Origin of the sequence: Bradyrhizobium arachidis, assembly GCF_024758505.1 — a bacterium.
GTDB classification, from domain to species: domain Bacteria; phylum Pseudomonadota; class Alphaproteobacteria; order Rhizobiales; family Xanthobacteraceae; genus Bradyrhizobium; species Bradyrhizobium manausense_C.
Genome location: NZ_CP077970.1, coordinates 922,993 through 939,962 on the forward strand (window position 1 = coordinate 922,993; position 16,970 = coordinate 939,962).

Below are 16,970 nucleotides of genomic sequence, written 5' to 3' on the forward strand. Positions count from 1 at the left end.
GCCAGGAAATGAGCCAGGGAATGAGCCAAGACCCGGCCTTGATGACGCTCACCGAGGTCGCGCGCGCGATCGCGATGAAGCAGGTCTCCTCGCACGAGGTGACGCGCGCGCTGCTGCACCGCATCGCGCAGTGGCAGCCGCATCTCAACGCCTTTGTGTCGATCGAATCCGAGGCCGCGCTGAAGGCGGCAGAAAGTGCCGACGCCGCGCTCGCCAAGGGCGAGGTCCGCGGGCCGCTGCACGGCGTGCCGCTCGCCCACAAGGACATGTATTACGACGCCGGCCATATCGTGACCTGCGGCTCGCTGATCCGGCGCGATTTCGTTGCGACGACGACGTCCACCGCCTTACAAACGCTGAAGGATGCCGGCCAGGTCCGCCTCGGCACGCTGCACCTCGCCGAATTCGCCTATGGTCCGACCGGCCACAACAGCCATTACGGTCCGGTGCGCAACCCCTGGAACGTCGCGCACATCACCGGCGGCTCGTCCTCGGGCTCCGGTTCCTCCGTCGCGGCGCGATTGACCTATGCCGCGCTCGGCTCCGACACCGGCGGCTCGATCCGCATGCCCGCGCATTTCTGCGGCGTCACAGGCCTGAAGACCACCGTCGGTCGCGTCAGCCGCGCCGGCGCGATGCCGCTGTCGCAATCGCTCGACACCGTCGGTCCGTTGGCGCGAACCGCGGAAGATTGCGCGCTGCTGCTGGCGCTGATGGCGGGCCCCGATCCCGAGGATGCCACTGCGAGCCACGAGCCGGTTGCCGATTATATTGCGGCGACCAAGGGCTCGTTAAAGGGCCTGAAAATCGGTGTGCCCGCGTCGTATTATGTCGACGATCTCGATGCCGAGGTCGCGCGCGTGCTTGAGGAGACCATCGCGGTGCTCAAGCGCGAAGGCGCTGACATCGTCAAGGTCGAATTGCGCGATCAGCGGCAATTGTCGGCCGCTTGCCAGCTCGTGCTGGCGGTCGAGGCGGCTGCCTTCCACAAGCGCTGGCTGATCGAGCGCCCGCAGGATTATGGCCCGCAGGTCTTGATGCGCCTGCAGAACGGGCTCGCGATTCCCGCCGTCACCTATCTCGAGGCGATGCGCTGGCGCGGCCCGGCGCTCGCCGCGCACAATGCGGCGACGGCTGGTGTCGATGCGGTGATCGCACCGGCGTCGCCGATCCCTGCGCCGACCATTGCGGAGAGCGATGTCGGTGCCGGTCCGAACGCCGGCGCGCTGCTGCAGCGGCTGACGCTGTTCACCCGTCCCGTCAACTATCTCGGCCTGCCGTCGCTCACCGTGCCGTCCGGCTTCACCGAGGGCGGTCTGCCTGTTGGCATGCAGTTCATCGGCCGCTCCTTCGACGAGGCGACGCTGCTCACCATCGGCGCCGCGTTTCAGCGGGCGACCGATTATCACGACAAGGTGCCAAAGCTGCCGTCATGACTGCCGCCGGACGTGCACGTGGCGACGGATTCTCTTTACCTGGACTTGAGTTATCGCTGTTCACCGGGACCATCCGGTGCCGGACCTGTTCTACTGTGCATGGGGTTGTTTCGACATTTGGGTCGGAGCGATCCGCCGGAGAGACGTGAAGCACATTCACACCCCGTTCATCCCGGTTCCCGTTCCATGCGGCCGTTCACGGAGAGGGACCTCACTTATGTACATTTCCAACGAAGGCCTGCTCGTTATCCTGTTCGTCGGCCTCGTGGCCGGCTGGCTCGCCGGCAAGATCGTGCGCGGCGCGGGCTTTGGCATCATCGGCGACATCCTGATCGGCATCGGCGGCGCGCTGGTGGCGAGCCTGCTATTCCCCAGGCTCGGGATCCGGCTGGGAACCGGGCTCGTGTCCGAGATCATCTATTCCGCGATCGGCGCGGTCATCCTGCTTCTGGTGGTGCGGCTGTTGCGCGGCCGCGGACGGTTCTAGCGCGCATCACATCCCGCGACGCCGCCCGCCGTGATGTCTTGAAACATCGCGGCGGGCGCCAGAACTGTGAAATTCCGGACTTGCGCCGGCCCGCAACTGCGGTAGAGGTCTCGGCGGAGGGCCTCAAGCTTAATTGGGGCTTCAAGGTTATTGCGCTACGTTGGACGATACCCCGAAAACTCGATATTAATCTGGGTCCAGTACCCTAGAATTGCTTGCGAAATCAGGGGTTTTTGTTCCCCTGACCGGTTCAGACGAACAGACCAGAAAGAGACCAGGCTGATGGCAGCGGTTCCCGGCGTGCGCCGTTCCGAACTCGGTGACGCCTTGCGGGCCTGCCGCAGCGCGTTCGTCGGCGTCGGGTTGATGAGCTGCATGATCAACCTGCTGTACCTGACCGGGTCGATCTTCATGCTCGAGGTCTACGACCGGGTGCTGCCGAGTCGCAGCATCCCGACGCTGGTCGGCCTCATCATCCTCGCCGGCGGCCTCTACATGGCGCAGGGCGTGCTCGATCTGATCCGCGGCCGTATCCTGGGTCGCGTCGGCACCGCGCTCGACGAGGCCCTCAACAAGCGGGTGTTCGACACCATCGTGCGCCTGCCGCTCCTGGTCGGCGGCCGCAACGAGGGTCTCCAGCCGTTGCGCGACCTCGACAACGTCCGCTCCTTCCTCGGCGGCATGGGGCCGAGCGCGTTCTTCGATCTGCCCTGGCTGCCGCTCTATCTCGCCATCTGCTTCGCCTTCCATGTCATGATCGGCGTCACCGCGCTGGTCGGCGCCATCATCCTGGTCGGCCTCACCCTCGTCACCGAGTTCATGTCGCGCCGGCCGGCGCGCGAGGCGATGACGCTGGCGGCACGCCGCAACGACCTCGCCGCATCCAGCCGCCGCAACGCCGAGGTGCTGGTCGCCATGGGCATGGCCGGCCGGCTCAATGCGCGCTGGAGCGAGACCAACGAAAAATACCTCGAAGGCAATCAGCGCGCGAGCGACGTCGCGGGCGGCTTGGGCGCGGTGGCAAAAGTGCTGCGCATGATGCTGCAATCGGCGGTGCTCGCGGTCGGCGCCTATCTCGTCATCCACCAGGAGGCGACCGCCGGCATCATCATCGCGGGCTCGATCCTCTCGGCCCGCGCGCTCGCGCCGGTCGATCTCGCGATTGCGCATTGGAAGTCCTTTGTCGCCGCGCGGCAGAGCTGGCAGCGCCTCAATCGCCTACTGGAGCAGATGCCGCCGCAGGTGATGCAGACCCAGTTGCAGGTTCCCTCCGGCAAGCTGTCGGTCGAAGCCGTCAGCATCGTGCCGCCCGGCGATCAGCGCATGATCGTGCAGGAGGTGACGTTTGCCCTCAACGCCGGCAGCGCCCTGGGCGTCATCGGCCCGAGCGGGTCCGGGAAATCGTCATTGATCCGCGCTCTCGTCGGCGTCTGGCAGCCGGTGCGCGGCAAGGTGCGGCTCGACGGTGCCGCGCTCGACCAGTGGACGTCTGACGTGCTCGGCCGCTACATCGGCTATCTGCCGCAGGACGTCGAGCTGTTCGCCGGCAGCATCGCCCAGAACATCAGCCGTTTTGATCCCGAGGCAACGTCCGAGGGTATCATCGCGGCGGCCAAGGAAGCCGGCGTGCACGAGATGATCATCAAGATGCGCGAGGGTTACAACACCCAGGTCGGCGAGCAGGGCACTTCGCTCTCCGCAGGGCAGGCCCAGCGCGTGGCGCTGGCGCGCGCGCTCTACGGCAATCCGTTCCTGATCGTGCTCGACGAGCCGAACTCCAATCTCGACACCGAAGGCGACGAGGCGCTGACGCGCGCGATCCGCGCCGCGCGCGAGCGCGGAGCGATCGTCGTCGTCGTCGCGCACCGGCCGATCGGCGTCGAGGCCGTCGACCAGATTTTGGTGCTGCGCGACGGGCGCATGCAGGCTTTCGGGCCGAAGGAACAGGTGCTGTCGCAGGTGCTCCAGCCGCGCGTCGCGCCGCCCGCACCGATCAAGATCGTCAGCGAAGGCGGAGTGGCCAAACCATGAGCACGATGGCGCTTCCGGCTGCGAAACCCGCGGCAAAGAAGACTGCCCGGCAGTCGATCAAGTCCCACCTCATGATCGGCCTTGCGATCGTGGTGCTGCTGGCCGGCGGGCTCGGCGGCTGGGCCTCGACCGTGCTGATCTCTGGCGCGCTGATCGCGCCGGGTCAGGTCGTCGTCGAATCCAACGTCAAGAAGGTGCAGCATCCGACCGGCGGCGTGGTCGGCGAGTTGCGCGCCCGCGACGGCGACGTGGTCAAGGCCGGCGACGTCGTGGTGCGGCTCGACGACACCGTCACCAAGGCGAACCTCGCGATCGTCACCAAGAATCTCGACGCGGCGATGGCGCGCGCGGCGCGGCTCCAGGCCGAGCAGCGCGGGGTTTCCAGGATCGAATTCCCGCAAGCACTTCTCGATCGTGCCGGCGATCCCGACGTGATGATCCTGCTCGACAGCGAAGGCAAACTGTTCGACGTCCGCGTCAACGGCCGCGCCGGCCAGAAGGCCCAGCTCAACGAGCGCATCACGCAGTTGAAGGAGGAGATCGCCGGTCTCAGCGCCCAGGAAAAGGCCAAGGACCAGGAGATCGCGCTGGTCCAGAACGAGCTCACCGGCGTGCGTGAGCTCTACGACAAGCGCCTGGTGCAGATCTCGCGCCTGACCCAGCTCGAGCGCGACTCTGCCCGCCTCAACGGCGAGCGCGCGCAGTACATCGCCGCCCGCGCCCAGGCCAAGGGCAAGATCACCGAGACCGAACTTCAGATCATCCAGGTCGACAAGGACGTGGTCAGCGAGGTCTCGAAGGACCTGCGCGAGACCAACGACAAGATCGGCGAGTTGATCGAACGCAAGGTCACCGCCGAGGACCAACTGCGCCGCGTCGACATCCGCGCGCCGCAGGACGGCATGGTGCTGCAATCGACGGTGCACACCGTCGGCGGCGTCGTCACCGCCGGCGACGCGATCATGCTGATCGTGCCGCAGGCCGACGACCTTCAGGTCGAGGCCAAGGTCAACCCGATCGACATCGACAAGCTTCAGATCGGCCAGAAGACGCTGCTGCGCCTCTCCGCCTTCAACCAGCGCACCACCCCGGAGCTCAACGGCGTCGTCACCCGCGTCTCACCTGATGTCACCACCGACCAGCGCACGGGGCAGAGCTACTACACCATCCGCGTCTCGATGCCGGCGGAGGAGGTCGCCCGCCTCGGCGACGTCAAGCTGATCCCGGGCATGCCGGTGGAAGCCTTCGTGCAGACCGGCGACCGAACCATGCTGTCCTACCTGATGAAGCCGTTCCACGACCAACTGATGCGGGCGTTCCGGGAGAAGTGACGCGAGTGCTGGTCCGGAAAAGTGCGAAGCGGTTTTCCGACGAGATCATGCTCAATTATTGAGGGTCATCCCGGGGCGCGCGTCAGCGCGAACCCGGGATCTTGTGCCACAGGCTGGATCTATATCGTTGATCCGCCCCGACACCGCACCCGCGAGGTGGCCCCCCCTCCGCCGCAACACTCCTGACGTCTCCGTGAGCGCGCGCGTCCCCTGGAATATCTCCGCCGATGCCGGGTTATCACTTCGTCCGGGGCGGACATGTCAGGTGATCCGGAGACGCAAATGTTGAATCTCACGATCAGGCTCGTTGCACTTGGAGGCTTCTTGGTGGCGCTGGTCGCCGCACCCGCCGTCACGCCGGTGTGGGCCGCGGGCGGTGGGCCAGGCGGCGAAGATCCGTTCAGCAAGCCCTCCGGCAATTCGGCCGCGCCACCCCCGTCGCCATCCTATCCAAAACGTTCCAGCACCAAGCCGCCGCAGAAGGCCAAGAAGCCCGATAACCAGTCCAGTATCGGCGACCCCGCTTTTGCGGCCGGCTATCGCGCGGCCTATGAAACCATCTACGACCGCAACGACTATGCGGATGCGATCGTGCAGTTGCGGGCGCTCGGTCACGACGACTATCCGAACGTTGCCAATCTCATCGGCTATTCCTACCGCAAGCTCGGCGACTACAAGCTTTCGCAGGTCTGGTACGAGCGTGCCTTGAAGGCTGATCCGAACCACGTGCTGACCTGGCAGTATTACGGCCTGTGGCAGCTCGAGCAGGGCAATCGCGAGCAGGCGATGTATCATCTGAGCCGGATCGCCGCGATCTGCGGGACCGGTTGCGACGAATACAAGTCGCTGGCGGCTGCGCTCGACAAGCCGACCGGGGCGGTGCTGGTGTACTGACCGAGTCCAGGCCCGAAGGCGCGGAGGACACAAAGGCACGAGGCGCATCAAGGCAAATTCGTTCGTCGCGTGGTGCGCCGCCTCGCGCCTGTGATGTGGCAGCACTTCTGCCGCGCTATTCCTGACGTCTCCGTGAACGTATACGCGCCTTGGAATATTCCCCCGCTGTGCCGGGTTATCACCTTGTCCGGGGCGGACATCTGACGAGACAGGAGCATACATGATCAATCCCATGATCAGGCTTGTCGCGATTGGAACATTTCTCCTAGCGATGATCGCCGCACCCGCAATCGCGCCGGTTCGGGCGGCCGGCGGCGGAGGAGGAGGTGGTGGTGGCGGTGGCGGTGGTGGGGGTGCCGGCATGGATCCCTTTGCCCACCCCTATGACAATCCGAATACGCCGTCGTCCTATCCGAAGCGTTCCGGACCCAAGGCCACGCAAAAGACCAGGAAGCCCAACAACCAGTCGAGCATAGGCGATCCCGCGTTCGCGGCAGCCTATCGCGCGGCCTATGAAACCATCTACGACCGCAACGACTATGCGGATGCGATCGTGCAGCTGCGGGCGCTCGGTCACGATGACTATCCGAACGTTGCCAATCTCATCGGCTATTCCTATCGCAAGCTCGGCGACTACAAGCTCTCGCAAGTCTGGTACGAGCGTGCCTTGAAGGCCGATCCGAACCACGTGCTGACCTGGCAGTATTACGGCCTGTGGCAGCTCGAGCAGGGCAATCGCGAGCAGGCGATGTACCATCTGAGCCGGATCGCCACGATTTGCGGCACGAGTTGCGACGAGTACAAGTCGCTGGCCGCCGCGCTCGACAAGCCGACCGGCGCGGTGCTGGTGTACTGAGTTAGGAGAAGAGGGCGCAGAGGCGTCGTGCCGGCCCGGCGAAAGAATCGGACGGGAAGGGCGCAGCTTGCCCACCCCATGCCATCATTGCCAGCTTAGTCGTATCCTGGCGAAGGGGACGCCGGGGATGCCGCTGACGCGCGACAAGATCATAGGTCATGACATCGAACGCCTCGCGTTCCGCTTCACCATGCTGAACGATGGCGAGACCGTGGATTGCCAGATCAGCGATGCCGCGATGGATGACCTCGCCGGCATGAAAGGCACCGAGACCAGCGCCCGGCAGGCGCAGTTCCTGTCGCTGCGCGAAACCATCGAGCGGATCGCCTCGGATCTCTACGACGAAGCTCCGCGCTTCAAGGGCTACGTCGTGCGGATTTTTACGAAGCATCTGGGAAGATAGCCGGACAAGCCCGCAACTTGCGATGGCTTCGAAAGGGTTCATTAAGGGCAGCCTGTAGTTGCATTGGATGGTGGCGGCGCGGCGTGAGACTATGCCTCGCAGTAGCCCAGGCCTTAACTCTCGCATGACCAGACGATCCATATTGCTGTTCGTAGCCGTCACCCTGCTGGCCGGAAACCTGGTGTATGCGCACCTCGCCGGGCCAAGCGCCTTTGCGCGCGATTTCGATCAGAACATCGCGCGCTTTCCGTTGGCTGCATCGATTGCACGCAGCGATCCAAATCTCAGAGATGTCTTCCTGCGGCGGACTGAAGAGGCTTTCAACGAGAGCGGATGGCGCGCCGCCAAAGGTGCGCTCAATATGATTCTTGCGGCCGAGATGGAAGTCTATGCCGACGATGAGCACATCAATGCGGTAGGCCGTGCGGAATTGGCGGCTCTCCTGAAGCTCGCGAGCAATCCGTTGGCTTGCAAGTCCTATCTGTTGGCCGGGTTTGAGCGCGGTGAATTTCGAGAAGCAACGCAAGAGTTTGCGGATCTTGCGTCGGCACATGGGGCAGCGATCAAAAACGGCTTCGAGCGCAAGACGAATGGTGTTGCCAGGACACAGGCGAGCGACGCGGAGATCATCGCGATCGAACGGCAATTGAGTCTGGGACCATTCGCGGAACTCACCCGGCAGGAGCTCGGGGCTCAGGCAAAATATCTCGCCGGAAACCCTGATCGCATGTGCAGTGCGGCCATCAAGAAGCAGCTCAATCTGCTTTCAGGCGACAGTCATGACGCTGCTCACGCTTCGCGCATACGCAGAGCCGGGTCGGACAGGATTGATATTGCCGCGGTTCTCGTGAAGCTGTGTCGGGAGCCCGGCAACGGCTTGTCTTGCGATGGCCCGTGACGCCAATCCCGAGCCGACCTCGTGGATGGCCGGGACAAGCCCCGCCATGACGATGCAGCCGGAGTTCACCCCTCCAAATTCCTCAGCAACAGCTTCAGCGCCGTTCCGGCAAACACCTGCATGTTCGCAAGCCTGTCATTGCTGCCGGTCTCCAGCGTGATCACTTCGGATGCGCCGCCGGCGACCGCCATGCAGCTATGGCCGGCGGCGTCGCCGTAGCGGTTTCCGGTCGGGCCTGTCGCTCCCGTTTCCGACAGGCCCCAGACGGTGCCGAAGCGGCTGCGCATCTGTTCGGCGAGCAGTTTTGCGTAGGGCTCCGACGAGGATCGAAAGCCCTTCATTCCTTCGTCGGAAATATCCATCAGCACGCGCCGGGCATCGCGGGTATAGACCACCGCGCCGCCGAGGAAGTACGCGGAGGCACCGGGCACAGCGAGCAGGCTCGCCGCGATCAATCCGCCGGACGAGGATTCTGCGACCGCAATGGTTTCCTTGCGCGCGATCAGCCTGGCCGCGACTTGTTCCGCAATGCCAACGAGCTCTTTCATGATGCCTCTTCCTTGCCTGTAACCGAGTTGCACCTTCCTAGCATATGAGACGGGCGGGGACCCACGTTGCAGGCGCCGGCCGGGCCTGCTTCAATGTGGCAACAACCAGCGCGCCACGTGCGGCCTGCGCAAGAGGAAACGTCATGACGTCCCTGATCGCCGGCGGCGTGGATTGCGACGTGCATCCGGCCGTCCCGCATCTCACCAGCTTGCTGCCGTATCTCAATGACTACTGGCGCGACCAGGTGACGACGCGCGGGATGGTTGATCTGGTTTCGCAGTCCTATCCAGCCAACTCGCCGATCACGGCGCGCCCGGATTGGCGGCCCGAGCAAGGCAAGCCGGGCGAGCACCTCGAAGATGTGCGGCGCCACGTGCTCGATCCCTTCCAGCTCTCCTATGCGATCTGCAATCCGCTCTACGGCGTGCAGATGGTATTTTCGGAGGACATGGCGGATGCCTTCTGCCGCGCGTTGAACGACTGGCTGGCGAAGGAATGGCTCGAGCGCGACCCGCGGCTGCGCGGCTCGATCGTCATTTCCGTGCAGAGCATCGAGAAGGCCGTTGCCGAGATCGAGCGTTGCGCGAAAGACCCGCGCTTCGTCCAGGTGCTGATGCTTGTCATGGGCGACACGCCGCTTGGCAAGCGCGCGCTCTGGCCGATCTACGAAGCCGCGGAGCGGCTGGAACTGCCGATCGGCGTCCACGCCGGTTCCGCCTATCACAATCCGCCGACTGCGGTGGGCTGGGGTTCCTATCACATCGAGGACTATGTCGGCCAAGCCCAGGCGTTCCAAACCCAGCTCACCAGCCTGATTGTGGAAGGCGTATTCGTGCGCCATCCGCGCCTGAAGATGGTGATGCTGGAATCCGGCTTCACGTGGCTGCCGCCCTATCTCTGGCGGCTGCACAAGTTCTGGCGCGGGGTGCGGATGGAGACGCCATGGGTCGACCGCGCGCCGCTGGAAATTGTGCGCAGCAACATCCGTTTTTCGTTGCAGCCGGTCGACGCGCCGCCGGATTCGGGAACGTTAAATCGCCTGTTTGATCATATGCAGTCCGACGAATTAGTCCTATTCTCCACCGACTATCCGCACTGGCAATTCGACGGCCAGGACGCGCTGCCCGAAGGTCTCACCCCTGATCTCGTGCGCAAGATCATGATCGATAATCCGCACGCGACCTATCCCCGCCTGAAAGAACGCCCTCCCAAGGAGGCAAGGCCATGAACGTCCAATTCCGCGAACGAACGGAATCCGCTTCTCCCCTCACCACCACGACCGCGATCGCGGACTGCGACATCCACCCGGCACGCGCGAACAGAACCGAGCTCTATCCCTATCTCGCCAAACGCTGGCAGCATCATCTCGAAGTCTACGGCGTGCACGCCTACCAGGGCATGATGGAAGGCCCGCCCTATCCAAAGGCCCAGCCCAACGCATCGCGCCGCGATGCCTATCCGCCGGAAGGCGGCCCGCAGGGTTCTTCACTGTCCTTCATGCAGAAGCAGCTTCTCGATCCCAACAACGTGCAGCTCGGCGTGCTCAATCCGCTCAACAGCGGGCAGGGGATCCGCAATCACGAGCTCTCCGCCGCGCTCTGCTCCGCCATCAACGACTGGCAGATCGACAAATGGACCAGCAAGGACAAGCGGCTGAAGGCCTCGATCGTCGTCGGCAATGAGGATGGCATGACGGCGGCCGCCGAAATCCGCGAGCGCGCCGGCGACAAGAATTTTGTCCAGGTGCTGCTGCTGAGCCGCAATGTCGAGCCGCTGGGACAGCGTCGCTACTGGCCGATCTATCAGGCTGCTGAAGAGGCGGGGCTGCCGGTCGGCGTCCACGCCTTCGGCTTCGGCGGCAACCCGATCACGCCGTCGGGCTGGCCGTCCTACTACATCGAGGAGATGGTCGGACATTCGCAGTGCCAGCAATCTGCGTTGGCGAGCCTCGTGCTCGAAGGCGTGTTCGAACGCTTCCCGAAACTGAAGATGGTGATGATCGAGGCCGGCTTTGGCTGGGCGCCGTCGCTGGCCTGGCGGCTCGACAAGGCCTGGCAGCGCCTGCGCAGCGAGGTGCCGCATGTAAAGCGGCCGCCGTCCGAATATATCCGCGAGCAGGTGTGGTGGACCACGCAGCCGATGGAGGATCCGGAACGTCGCGAGGATCTGTTCGACGTCATCAAATGGATCGGCTGGGACCGGCTCTTGTTCGCGACCGACTATCCGCATTGGGATTACGACGAGCCATCGCGCGTGCTGCCGGCCGGTGTCAGCGAAGCCAATCGCGCGGCGTTCTATCTCGGCAACGCGCAGAAGCTGTACGGCGTGTCCTGATGGCGCGGCATGTGATTGCCCCGGTGGACGAACTGCCGCCGGGCACGCGAAAATTCCTGGAGATCGAGGGCCGGCCGATCGCGGTCTTCAACATCAAGGGCGAATACTTTGGCCTGCTCAATCGCTGCCCGCATCAGGGCGCGGCGCTGTGCGAGGGCCCGCTGATCGGTCTCGCGCAATCCAAAACTCCCGGCGAGATCGAATACACAAAACTCGGCGAGATCATCCGCTGCCCCTGGCACGGCTGGGAGTTCGACGTCCGCACCGGCCAGTCCTACTGCGACCCCCGCCGCTTCCGCGTGAAGGCGTATCCCGCGCATGTCGAGCCGGGTGCGAGCGTGGTGAAGGGTCCGTATGTCGCGGAGACGATTCCCGTTACGGTCGAGAGCGACTACGTCGTGGTGGAGCTGTAGCTTCTCCACTTACCCTCCCCTGGAGGGGGAGGGTCGATCGCGCGAAGCGCGAGCGGGGTGGGGTGATCTCTCCACACGGGCTGCGTTCGTCGCGGAGGGACCGTCACCCCACCCCGACTCACATTTTCGCTGCGCTCAATGTGAGCCGACCCTCCCCCTCCAGGGGAGGGTAAAGACACGGCGACGAATGCGAACGACGCGCTCGGAAGCTTCGTAGGCTCAACGCCTTGCGTCACGCTTTAGTCTGCGCCGCCGCGACCACCCAATCCCTGAAAGCAGCGAGCTTCGGCGCGTCGCGGCGGCCCTCGGGTGAGACCAGGTAGAAGCCGGCATCGGTCGGCAGCGCGATGCGGAAGGGGACCACGAGGCGGCCCTTGGCGATGTCGTCCTGCACATAGGCGGTGCGGCCCATCGCAACGCCGATGCCGTCGATCGCGGCCTGGACGGTCATGAAGATCATGTCGAAGGTGATGCCGGGTTGCCTCGCGATGTTGCTCGGCAGGCCGGCCGCCGTCAGCCACAGCCGCCAGTCGTCGCTGTTGGCGTTGGAGGTGTGCAGGAGCACGTGGTCCTTGAGGTCTTCCGGGCAGCGCAGCGGCTTGTCGCCGCGCAGAAGGCCCGGGCTGCACACGGGAAACAGCTCGTCCGCCATCAGCCAGTCGGCGCGCACGCCCGGCCACTGGCCGCGGCCGTAGCGAATGCCGGCATCGACATTGTCGCGCTGGAAATCGATCAGGCTGGTCGAGGTGGTGATGCGCACGTCGATGCCGGGATGCGCCTCCTGGAAGTCGGTGAGCCGCGGCAGCAGCCATTTTGCGGCAAGCGAAGCCAGCGTCGAGACGGTCAGCACCTTGTCGTCGTCCTTGCGCAGCAGGCGGTCGGTCGCAAGCCTGAGGTCGTTGAACGCGGCGCGCACCCCCGGCAGGTAGTCGCGCGCCTCCGCCGTCAGCGCCAGCGCCCGGTTCTGCCGGACGAACAGGCGGATGCCGAGCTCCTCCTCCAGCCGGCGGATCTGATGGCTGATCGCGGTCTGCGTCACGTTCAACTCGGCTGCGGCCAGCGTGAAGCTCAGATGGCGGGCGGCGGCCTCAAAGGCCCGTAAACCGTTCAGCGAAGGCAGTCTGGAGGTCATTTGGCAGCAGGATTGTCAGCATATGCATGAGTTTATTTCATGCGAATAGGTACAAATTGTCGTTTGTGGAAGGCTTTGCGCAGGCAGATATTAGCATCCAACGTTAGCTCGAGGAGCTGAAAATGTCTACGTACACCACCCATTCGATGACAAATCATCATGCGCTAGGAAGTGCGCAGAGGCTGCTCTACCAGATCGGCGACACCCTCCACGTCTGGCACGAGCGCTACCGCACGCGGCGCGAGCTTGCCAACTGGACCAGCCGCGATCTCCAGGACATCGGCCTCTCCTGGAGTGACATTGCCTACGAAGCCGACAAACCCTTCTGGCGGGCCTGATTGGCCGCCCGGCCGGCGCCGCCTGATCAGGGGCGCCGGCGGTCCTTTTTTTCCGCGGGAGCGTGTCATGAGCACCCTTCGCCTGGATGACCTGAAGCAATATTCCGACAGCTTGCGCACCCGTCACGGCGAACCGCTGACGCTGCGCTTTGTCGAGCCACGCGACACCGAAGAGCTGCAGCACTACTTCCGCTCGCTCTCGACCCGCTCGCGCTACAACCGCTTTTTCGGTGCGATCAGCGAACTGCCGAAGGGGCTGCTGCACGACTTCCTCCAGATCGGCGACCGCGAGCGTTTTAGCGTCGTCGCGACCATGATGGTCGACGGTTTTGAGACCATCGTCGGCGAAGTGCGCTACGCCTTCCACGCCGAGACCTCGACGGTCGAATTCGGCCTGTCGGTCGACGACCGCTGGCAGGGCCACGGCATCGGCTCGGCGCTGTTGAAGAATCTCGAATGCCGCGCCGCCGCGTTCGGCGCCGAACATCTCTACGGCGACACGCTGCGCTCCAACGAGACGATGATCTCGCTCGCGGGCAAGTCCGGCTTCGCCTTCATCAACCATCCGGACGACTGGAAGCTTGTCCGCTTCGACAAGCAGATCGCCACAGCGCCGAAGGAGATTCCCTGCGCGAGCTGGCGTCTCGCCGCCCTTTCCCGTCAGGCCGCCAGCCCCTCAGCCTCGGCCTGAACTACTCGAGGCCCGGCTCCGCTGATGCAGAGCTGGGCTTTCTTTTTACTTCCCCGTGAAGTTCGGCTTGCGCTTGTCGATGAAGGCCTGCACGGCCTCCTTGTGATCGGCGGTCGTGGTCAGGCGGATCAACCGCTCGGCCTCGTGGTCTCGGGCGGTCTCGAAGTCGAACAGCAGCGCCTCGTCGAGATTGTCCTTCATGTAGCGCAGCGCCAGCCGCGGACCCTCGGCGAGCGACTTTGCCAGCGCAAAAGTTTCCGCCTGCAGCCTGTCGTCGGGCACAACGCGGTTGACCAGCCCGATCGCCTCGCACCTGTTGGCATCGACCTTGTCACCGGTGAACATCAATTCGCGCGCTCGTGAGGTGCCGACGAGGCGCGTCAGCAGCCAGGCGATGCCATAGTCGCCGCTCAGCGCGACGCGGGCGTAGCCGGTCGAGATGAAGGCCGATTGCGCGGCGATGCGGATGTCGCAGGCCATCGCGATCGCAAGGCCCGCGCCGACCGCCGGACCAGGCAATGCCGCAATCGTCGGCTTGCGCACTGCGACCAGCGCGCCCGTCAACAGGCGCTGCCGCTCCTGGAGATCGGCGACCTTTGCATCGAACGGCATCTCGAACTTCGCCTTGTCGCGATGCGCGCCCATGCCCTTGACGTTGCCGCCGGCGCAAAAGGCCTGGCCGGCGCCGGTGATCAGCAGCGCGCCGATGGTGGGATCCTCGCCGCAGGTGCGGATCATCGTGCGCAGCGCCGGCGTGAGGTTGTCCGACAGCGCGTTGCGCGCCTCCGGCCGGTTCAGCGTGATGACCGCGACGCGGTCGCGGATGGCGCAGAGGAGCTCGTTGGTGCCGGTGTCGATGGTGGTTTCCGTGGTCATCTCGCTCCCCGTTATTTTGTTTGGTCTCGTAGCAACCATTAAATGGCGGCTGTGCTTTACGCCGTTTGGATCGTCGGCGTCTGTCATGATGACGCCGTGCTCGCGTCCGTCAAGGCGTGGCCTGGCGGCAGATCGCGTGAAGTTGGGGCAAACGACGGCCATCCTTGACGGACGCTGCGCGCGACGTCGTGAGGGGCCGTAGGTCGGGACGAAGAAACGCGTCCCGGTCGAACTAAGAAACAGAGAATGATCCCGCCGGCGGTTCGCCGCACCATGGCGTGCCGCGAGCAACCACCGTGTTGGCGAAGATGAGCATCTTCCTGGCGCAGGCAACGAGCGCGCGCTTGTGTTCCTTTCCGGCTGCGGTCAGCCTCCGGTAGAGCTGGATGAGCTGCGGATTCCATCGAAACGATGCAGCCAGTGAAGCGGTATAAAGGGCGCGACGCAGCCGCTTTCGTCCGCCCTCGATATGCCGAACACCGACCTGGTCGCCGCTGTCGTCGTCATAGGGCGCAAGGCCGGCGAGAGCGACAGCTTGCTCCCGCGTGATCCGGCCGATCTCAGGCAGACGCACCAGGATGGCAACGGCGGTCGGCAGCCCGATGCCGGCGACGCTGTTGATCAGCGCGAGCCTCCTGGCAAGGTCGGGATGCTTGCAGATCGAGGCGACCAGAGCCTTGAGTGCGGCCTTCTCACGTTGCTCCAGGCGAGCGATATCCTCGTGCCAGAGCTGGTTAATCCTCACATTGCGGCAGCTCTCGATCCTGTTCTTGAGGCGCGCGATATCCTCGCCGATCTGATCGATCATGGTCAGTTGCTCGGCGAACGGCAGCAACCGAGGATCGGGAGCGGCATGGATCTTCCGCACCGCTGCGGTGCAGGCTGCGATAAGAGCGGCATCGATCTTATCGTTCTTGGCCCGCTGCAAGTGGAATTTGGCATAAGCCCGGACCTGGGCCGGCTGGAACACCACAACCACAAACCGCTTGCGCCGCAGTTCGGCGACGACCGGCTGTTCGTAACCGCCGCTCGCCTCGATGCCAATGCGTTTGACGCGATGCTGTCGCAGCCACGCCGACAAAGCCTCGTGACCTTCCGACGTGTTCTCCACCTGCAGCGGCTCGCGGCGGCCTTCGATCGCCACATCAAGCTTCCGTTTGCCGGTATCGATACCGGCACAGATCGTGATATGCTTGACCATCTTCGTCGATCCCTCCCTTGTTATGCGAACCTAAAGTTCGTTCAACCATTCGGGTCCCGATGAAGTGCCGGTCGCGATCTCGCTACGTCAGACAGCCCTCAAGGCTTCGATGGGTACCGATCCGATCGAACGGCGGCCCAGCTCGGGCGGCCACCCGGGCTGGGCCATTCCTCACGGAACGGCTCAATATAAGCGATCGGGCTAATACAAGGGTGGGTTAGCGAAGCGGCGGCGCAAAGCGCAGTCCGCTGGCGTAACCCACCACTTCTGTCACCGCGGATAGTAAAGAGGTGGGTTACGCCGCGCCGACTGCGCTTCGCGCGGCAGCGGGGCTAACCCACCCTACGGTCGTCATCTTCAAAACTTCTCCACCCAGGGCCGCAGCTCCATCTCCCAGGCCCAGGCGCTACGCGGCTGCTGCAGCACGTTCCAATAGCTCGCGGCGATCGCATCGGGATCGAGCATCGAATCCGGCCGGTCCGCCGGTTCGGCGCGCGCAGCACTGCGGATGCCGCCGTCGATGACGAAATGCGCGACATGAATGCCCTGCGGCGACAGCTCGCGCGCCATGCTCTGCGCCAGCCCGCGCAGCGCGAATTTCCCCATCGCGAACGGCGCCGATTGCGCATAGCCCTTGACGCTCGCCGAGGCGCCCGTGAACAGGATCGCGCCGTGCTTGTTCGGCAGCATGCGCTGGGCGGCCTGCTGCGCCACCAGAAAGCCGCCGTAAGCGCTGACCGCAATCGCCTGCGCGACGTCGGCCGGCACCAGCTCGACGAACGGCCCGCGGCTCCTTCCGCTGGCGTTGTAGATCACGAGGTCGGGCGTGCCGATCTCGCGCTCGACGATGCCGAACAGGCGCTCCACGTCCTCGGGCTGGGTGGCGTCGCAGGCATAGGCGCGGGCGCCAGTCTCGCCGCAGAGCGCGCCGAGCTTCTCGACCTTGCGAGCGGCGAGCGCCACGCGCAGGCCCTGCCGCGAGAGCAGCCGCGTCAGCGACGCGCTCAATCCTTCGCCGGCGCCGACGATCAGCGCGATGTTGTATTTCGGGTGTTCCATAGGGCGATCCTCAGAGGACAGGAGCAGCGCATCTATGCACG

At 64.5% G+C, this 16,970-nt stretch carries 18 protein-coding genes; 13 read left to right on the top strand and 5 right to left on the bottom strand.

Annotation, left to right across the window (positions count from 1 at the left end; all coding sequences use genetic code 11):
- The first annotated feature begins 20 nt into the window (after nucleotides 1-20).
- The 8 genes from KUF59_RS04310 to KUF59_RS04345 all read left to right on the top strand — a co-directional run bounded on the left by KUF59_RS04310 (nucleotide 21) and on the right by KUF59_RS04345 (nucleotide 8,336).
- Nucleotides 21-1,436, top strand: coding sequence for an amidase (locus KUF59_RS04310; RefSeq protein WP_212460525.1), 1,416 nt, complete (start codon nucleotides 21-23; stop codon nucleotides 1,434-1,436).
- Nucleotides 1,437-1,653: 217 nt separating this feature from the next.
- Nucleotides 1,654-1,923 (top strand): GlsB/YeaQ/YmgE family stress response membrane protein, encoded by a 270-nt coding sequence (locus tag KUF59_RS04315; RefSeq protein ID WP_212460524.1) that lies wholly within the window; start codon nucleotides 1,654-1,656, stop codon nucleotides 1,921-1,923.
- 282 nt (nucleotides 1,924-2,205) lie between these two features.
- Nucleotides 2,206-3,954, top strand: a complete 1,749-nt coding sequence (locus KUF59_RS04320) for a type I secretion system permease/ATPase (RefSeq protein ID WP_212460523.1) — start codon at nucleotides 2,206-2,208, stop codon at nucleotides 3,952-3,954.
- Nucleotides 3,951-5,285, top strand: coding sequence for an HlyD family type I secretion periplasmic adaptor subunit (locus KUF59_RS04325; RefSeq protein WP_212460522.1), 1,335 nt, complete (start codon nucleotides 3,951-3,953; stop codon nucleotides 5,283-5,285). Before KUF59_RS04320 ends, KUF59_RS04325 begins: the two co-directional genes overlap by 4 nt.
- 282 nt (nucleotides 5,286-5,567) lie before the next feature.
- Nucleotides 5,568-6,179 (top strand): tetratricopeptide repeat protein, encoded by a 612-nt coding sequence (locus tag KUF59_RS04330; RefSeq protein ID WP_258768393.1) that lies wholly within the window; start codon nucleotides 5,568-5,570, stop codon nucleotides 6,177-6,179.
- Nucleotides 6,180-6,399: 220 nt separating this feature from the next.
- Nucleotides 6,400-7,035 carry a tetratricopeptide repeat protein gene (locus KUF59_RS04335; RefSeq protein ID WP_212456981.1) on the top strand — a complete coding sequence of 212 codons (636 nt, stop codon included), beginning with the start codon at nucleotides 6,400-6,402 and terminating at the stop codon, nucleotides 7,033-7,035.
- Between the two features lie 127 nt (nucleotides 7,036-7,162).
- Nucleotides 7,163-7,438, top strand: coding sequence for a DUF1488 family protein (locus KUF59_RS04340; protein WP_212456980.1), 276 nt, complete (start codon nucleotides 7,163-7,165; stop codon nucleotides 7,436-7,438).
- 124 nt (nucleotides 7,439-7,562) lie between these two features.
- The gene (locus KUF59_RS04345; protein ID WP_258768394.1) at nucleotides 7,563-8,336 is read left to right on the top strand and encodes a hypothetical protein; all 774 of its coding nucleotides are present in this window, start codon (nucleotides 7,563-7,565) and stop codon (nucleotides 8,334-8,336) included.
- Between the two features lie 65 nt (nucleotides 8,337-8,401).
- On the opposite strand, the gene KUF59_RS04350 is transcribed toward KUF59_RS04345, so the two are convergent.
- Complete coding sequence (locus KUF59_RS04350; RefSeq protein ID WP_212456978.1) at nucleotides 8,402-8,884, bottom strand: CinA family protein; 483 nt, start codon at nucleotides 8,882-8,884, stop codon at nucleotides 8,402-8,404.
- A gap of 143 nt (nucleotides 8,885-9,027) precedes the next feature.
- Between KUF59_RS04350 and KUF59_RS04355 the strand changes: the two genes are divergently transcribed.
- Genes KUF59_RS04355 through KUF59_RS04365 form a run of 3 tightly spaced genes read left to right on the top strand, consistent with a single transcriptional unit; the run spans nucleotide 9,028 to nucleotide 11,632 of the window.
- The gene (locus KUF59_RS04355; RefSeq protein WP_258768395.1) at nucleotides 9,028-10,113 is read left to right on the top strand and encodes an amidohydrolase family protein; all 1,086 of its coding nucleotides are present in this window, start codon (nucleotides 9,028-9,030) and stop codon (nucleotides 10,111-10,113) included.
- The gene (locus KUF59_RS04360; RefSeq protein WP_212456976.1) at nucleotides 10,110-11,219 is read left to right on the top strand and encodes an amidohydrolase family protein; all 1,110 of its coding nucleotides are present in this window, start codon (nucleotides 10,110-10,112) and stop codon (nucleotides 11,217-11,219) included. Before KUF59_RS04355 ends, KUF59_RS04360 begins: the two co-directional genes overlap by 4 nt.
- On the top strand, nucleotides 11,219-11,632 hold the full coding sequence (locus KUF59_RS04365) for a Rieske (2Fe-2S) protein (protein ID WP_258768396.1): 414 nt from the start codon (nucleotides 11,219-11,221) through the stop codon (nucleotides 11,630-11,632). Before KUF59_RS04360 ends, KUF59_RS04365 begins: the two co-directional genes overlap by 1 nt.
- Nucleotides 11,633-11,864: 232 nt before the next feature.
- Here KUF59_RS04365 and KUF59_RS04370 read toward each other — a convergent pair whose 3' ends face one another.
- Nucleotides 11,865-12,764: a transcriptional regulator GcvA gene (locus tag KUF59_RS04370; RefSeq protein ID WP_258768397.1), complete on the bottom strand. Its 900-nt coding sequence runs from the start codon at nucleotides 12,762-12,764 to the stop codon at nucleotides 11,865-11,867.
- A gap of 122 nt (nucleotides 12,765-12,886) precedes the next feature.
- On the opposite strand from KUF59_RS04370, the gene KUF59_RS04375 reads away from it, so the two are divergent.
- Both KUF59_RS04375 and KUF59_RS04380 read left to right on the top strand, forming a co-directional pair.
- Nucleotides 12,887-13,102: a DUF1127 domain-containing protein gene (locus KUF59_RS04375; protein WP_212456973.1), complete on the top strand. Its 216-nt coding sequence runs from the start codon at nucleotides 12,887-12,889 to the stop codon at nucleotides 13,100-13,102.
- A 67-nt stretch (nucleotides 13,103-13,169) separates the two neighbouring features.
- Nucleotides 13,170-13,793 (top strand): GNAT family N-acetyltransferase, encoded by a 624-nt coding sequence (locus KUF59_RS04380; protein ID WP_212456972.1) that lies wholly within the window; start codon nucleotides 13,170-13,172, stop codon nucleotides 13,791-13,793.
- Between the two features lie 45 nt (nucleotides 13,794-13,838).
- On the opposite strand, the gene KUF59_RS04385 is transcribed toward KUF59_RS04380, so the two are convergent.
- The 3 genes from KUF59_RS04385 to KUF59_RS04395 form a co-directional block, all read right to left on the bottom strand.
- Nucleotides 13,839-14,669 (bottom strand): enoyl-CoA hydratase, encoded by an 831-nt coding sequence (locus KUF59_RS04385; protein ID WP_258768398.1) that lies wholly within the window; start codon nucleotides 14,667-14,669, stop codon nucleotides 13,839-13,841.
- A gap of 232 nt (nucleotides 14,670-14,901) precedes the next feature.
- Nucleotides 14,902-15,870, bottom strand: coding sequence for an IS110 family RNA-guided transposase (locus KUF59_RS04390; RefSeq protein WP_212457421.1), 969 nt, complete (start codon nucleotides 15,868-15,870; stop codon nucleotides 14,902-14,904).
- Nucleotides 15,871-16,227: 357 nt separating this feature from the next.
- Nucleotides 16,228-16,929 carry an SDR family NAD(P)-dependent oxidoreductase gene (locus tag KUF59_RS04395; protein ID WP_258768399.1) on the bottom strand — a complete coding sequence of 234 codons (702 nt, stop codon included), beginning with the start codon at nucleotides 16,927-16,929 and terminating at the stop codon, nucleotides 16,228-16,230.
- Nucleotides 16,930-16,970: the final 41 nt, after the last annotated feature.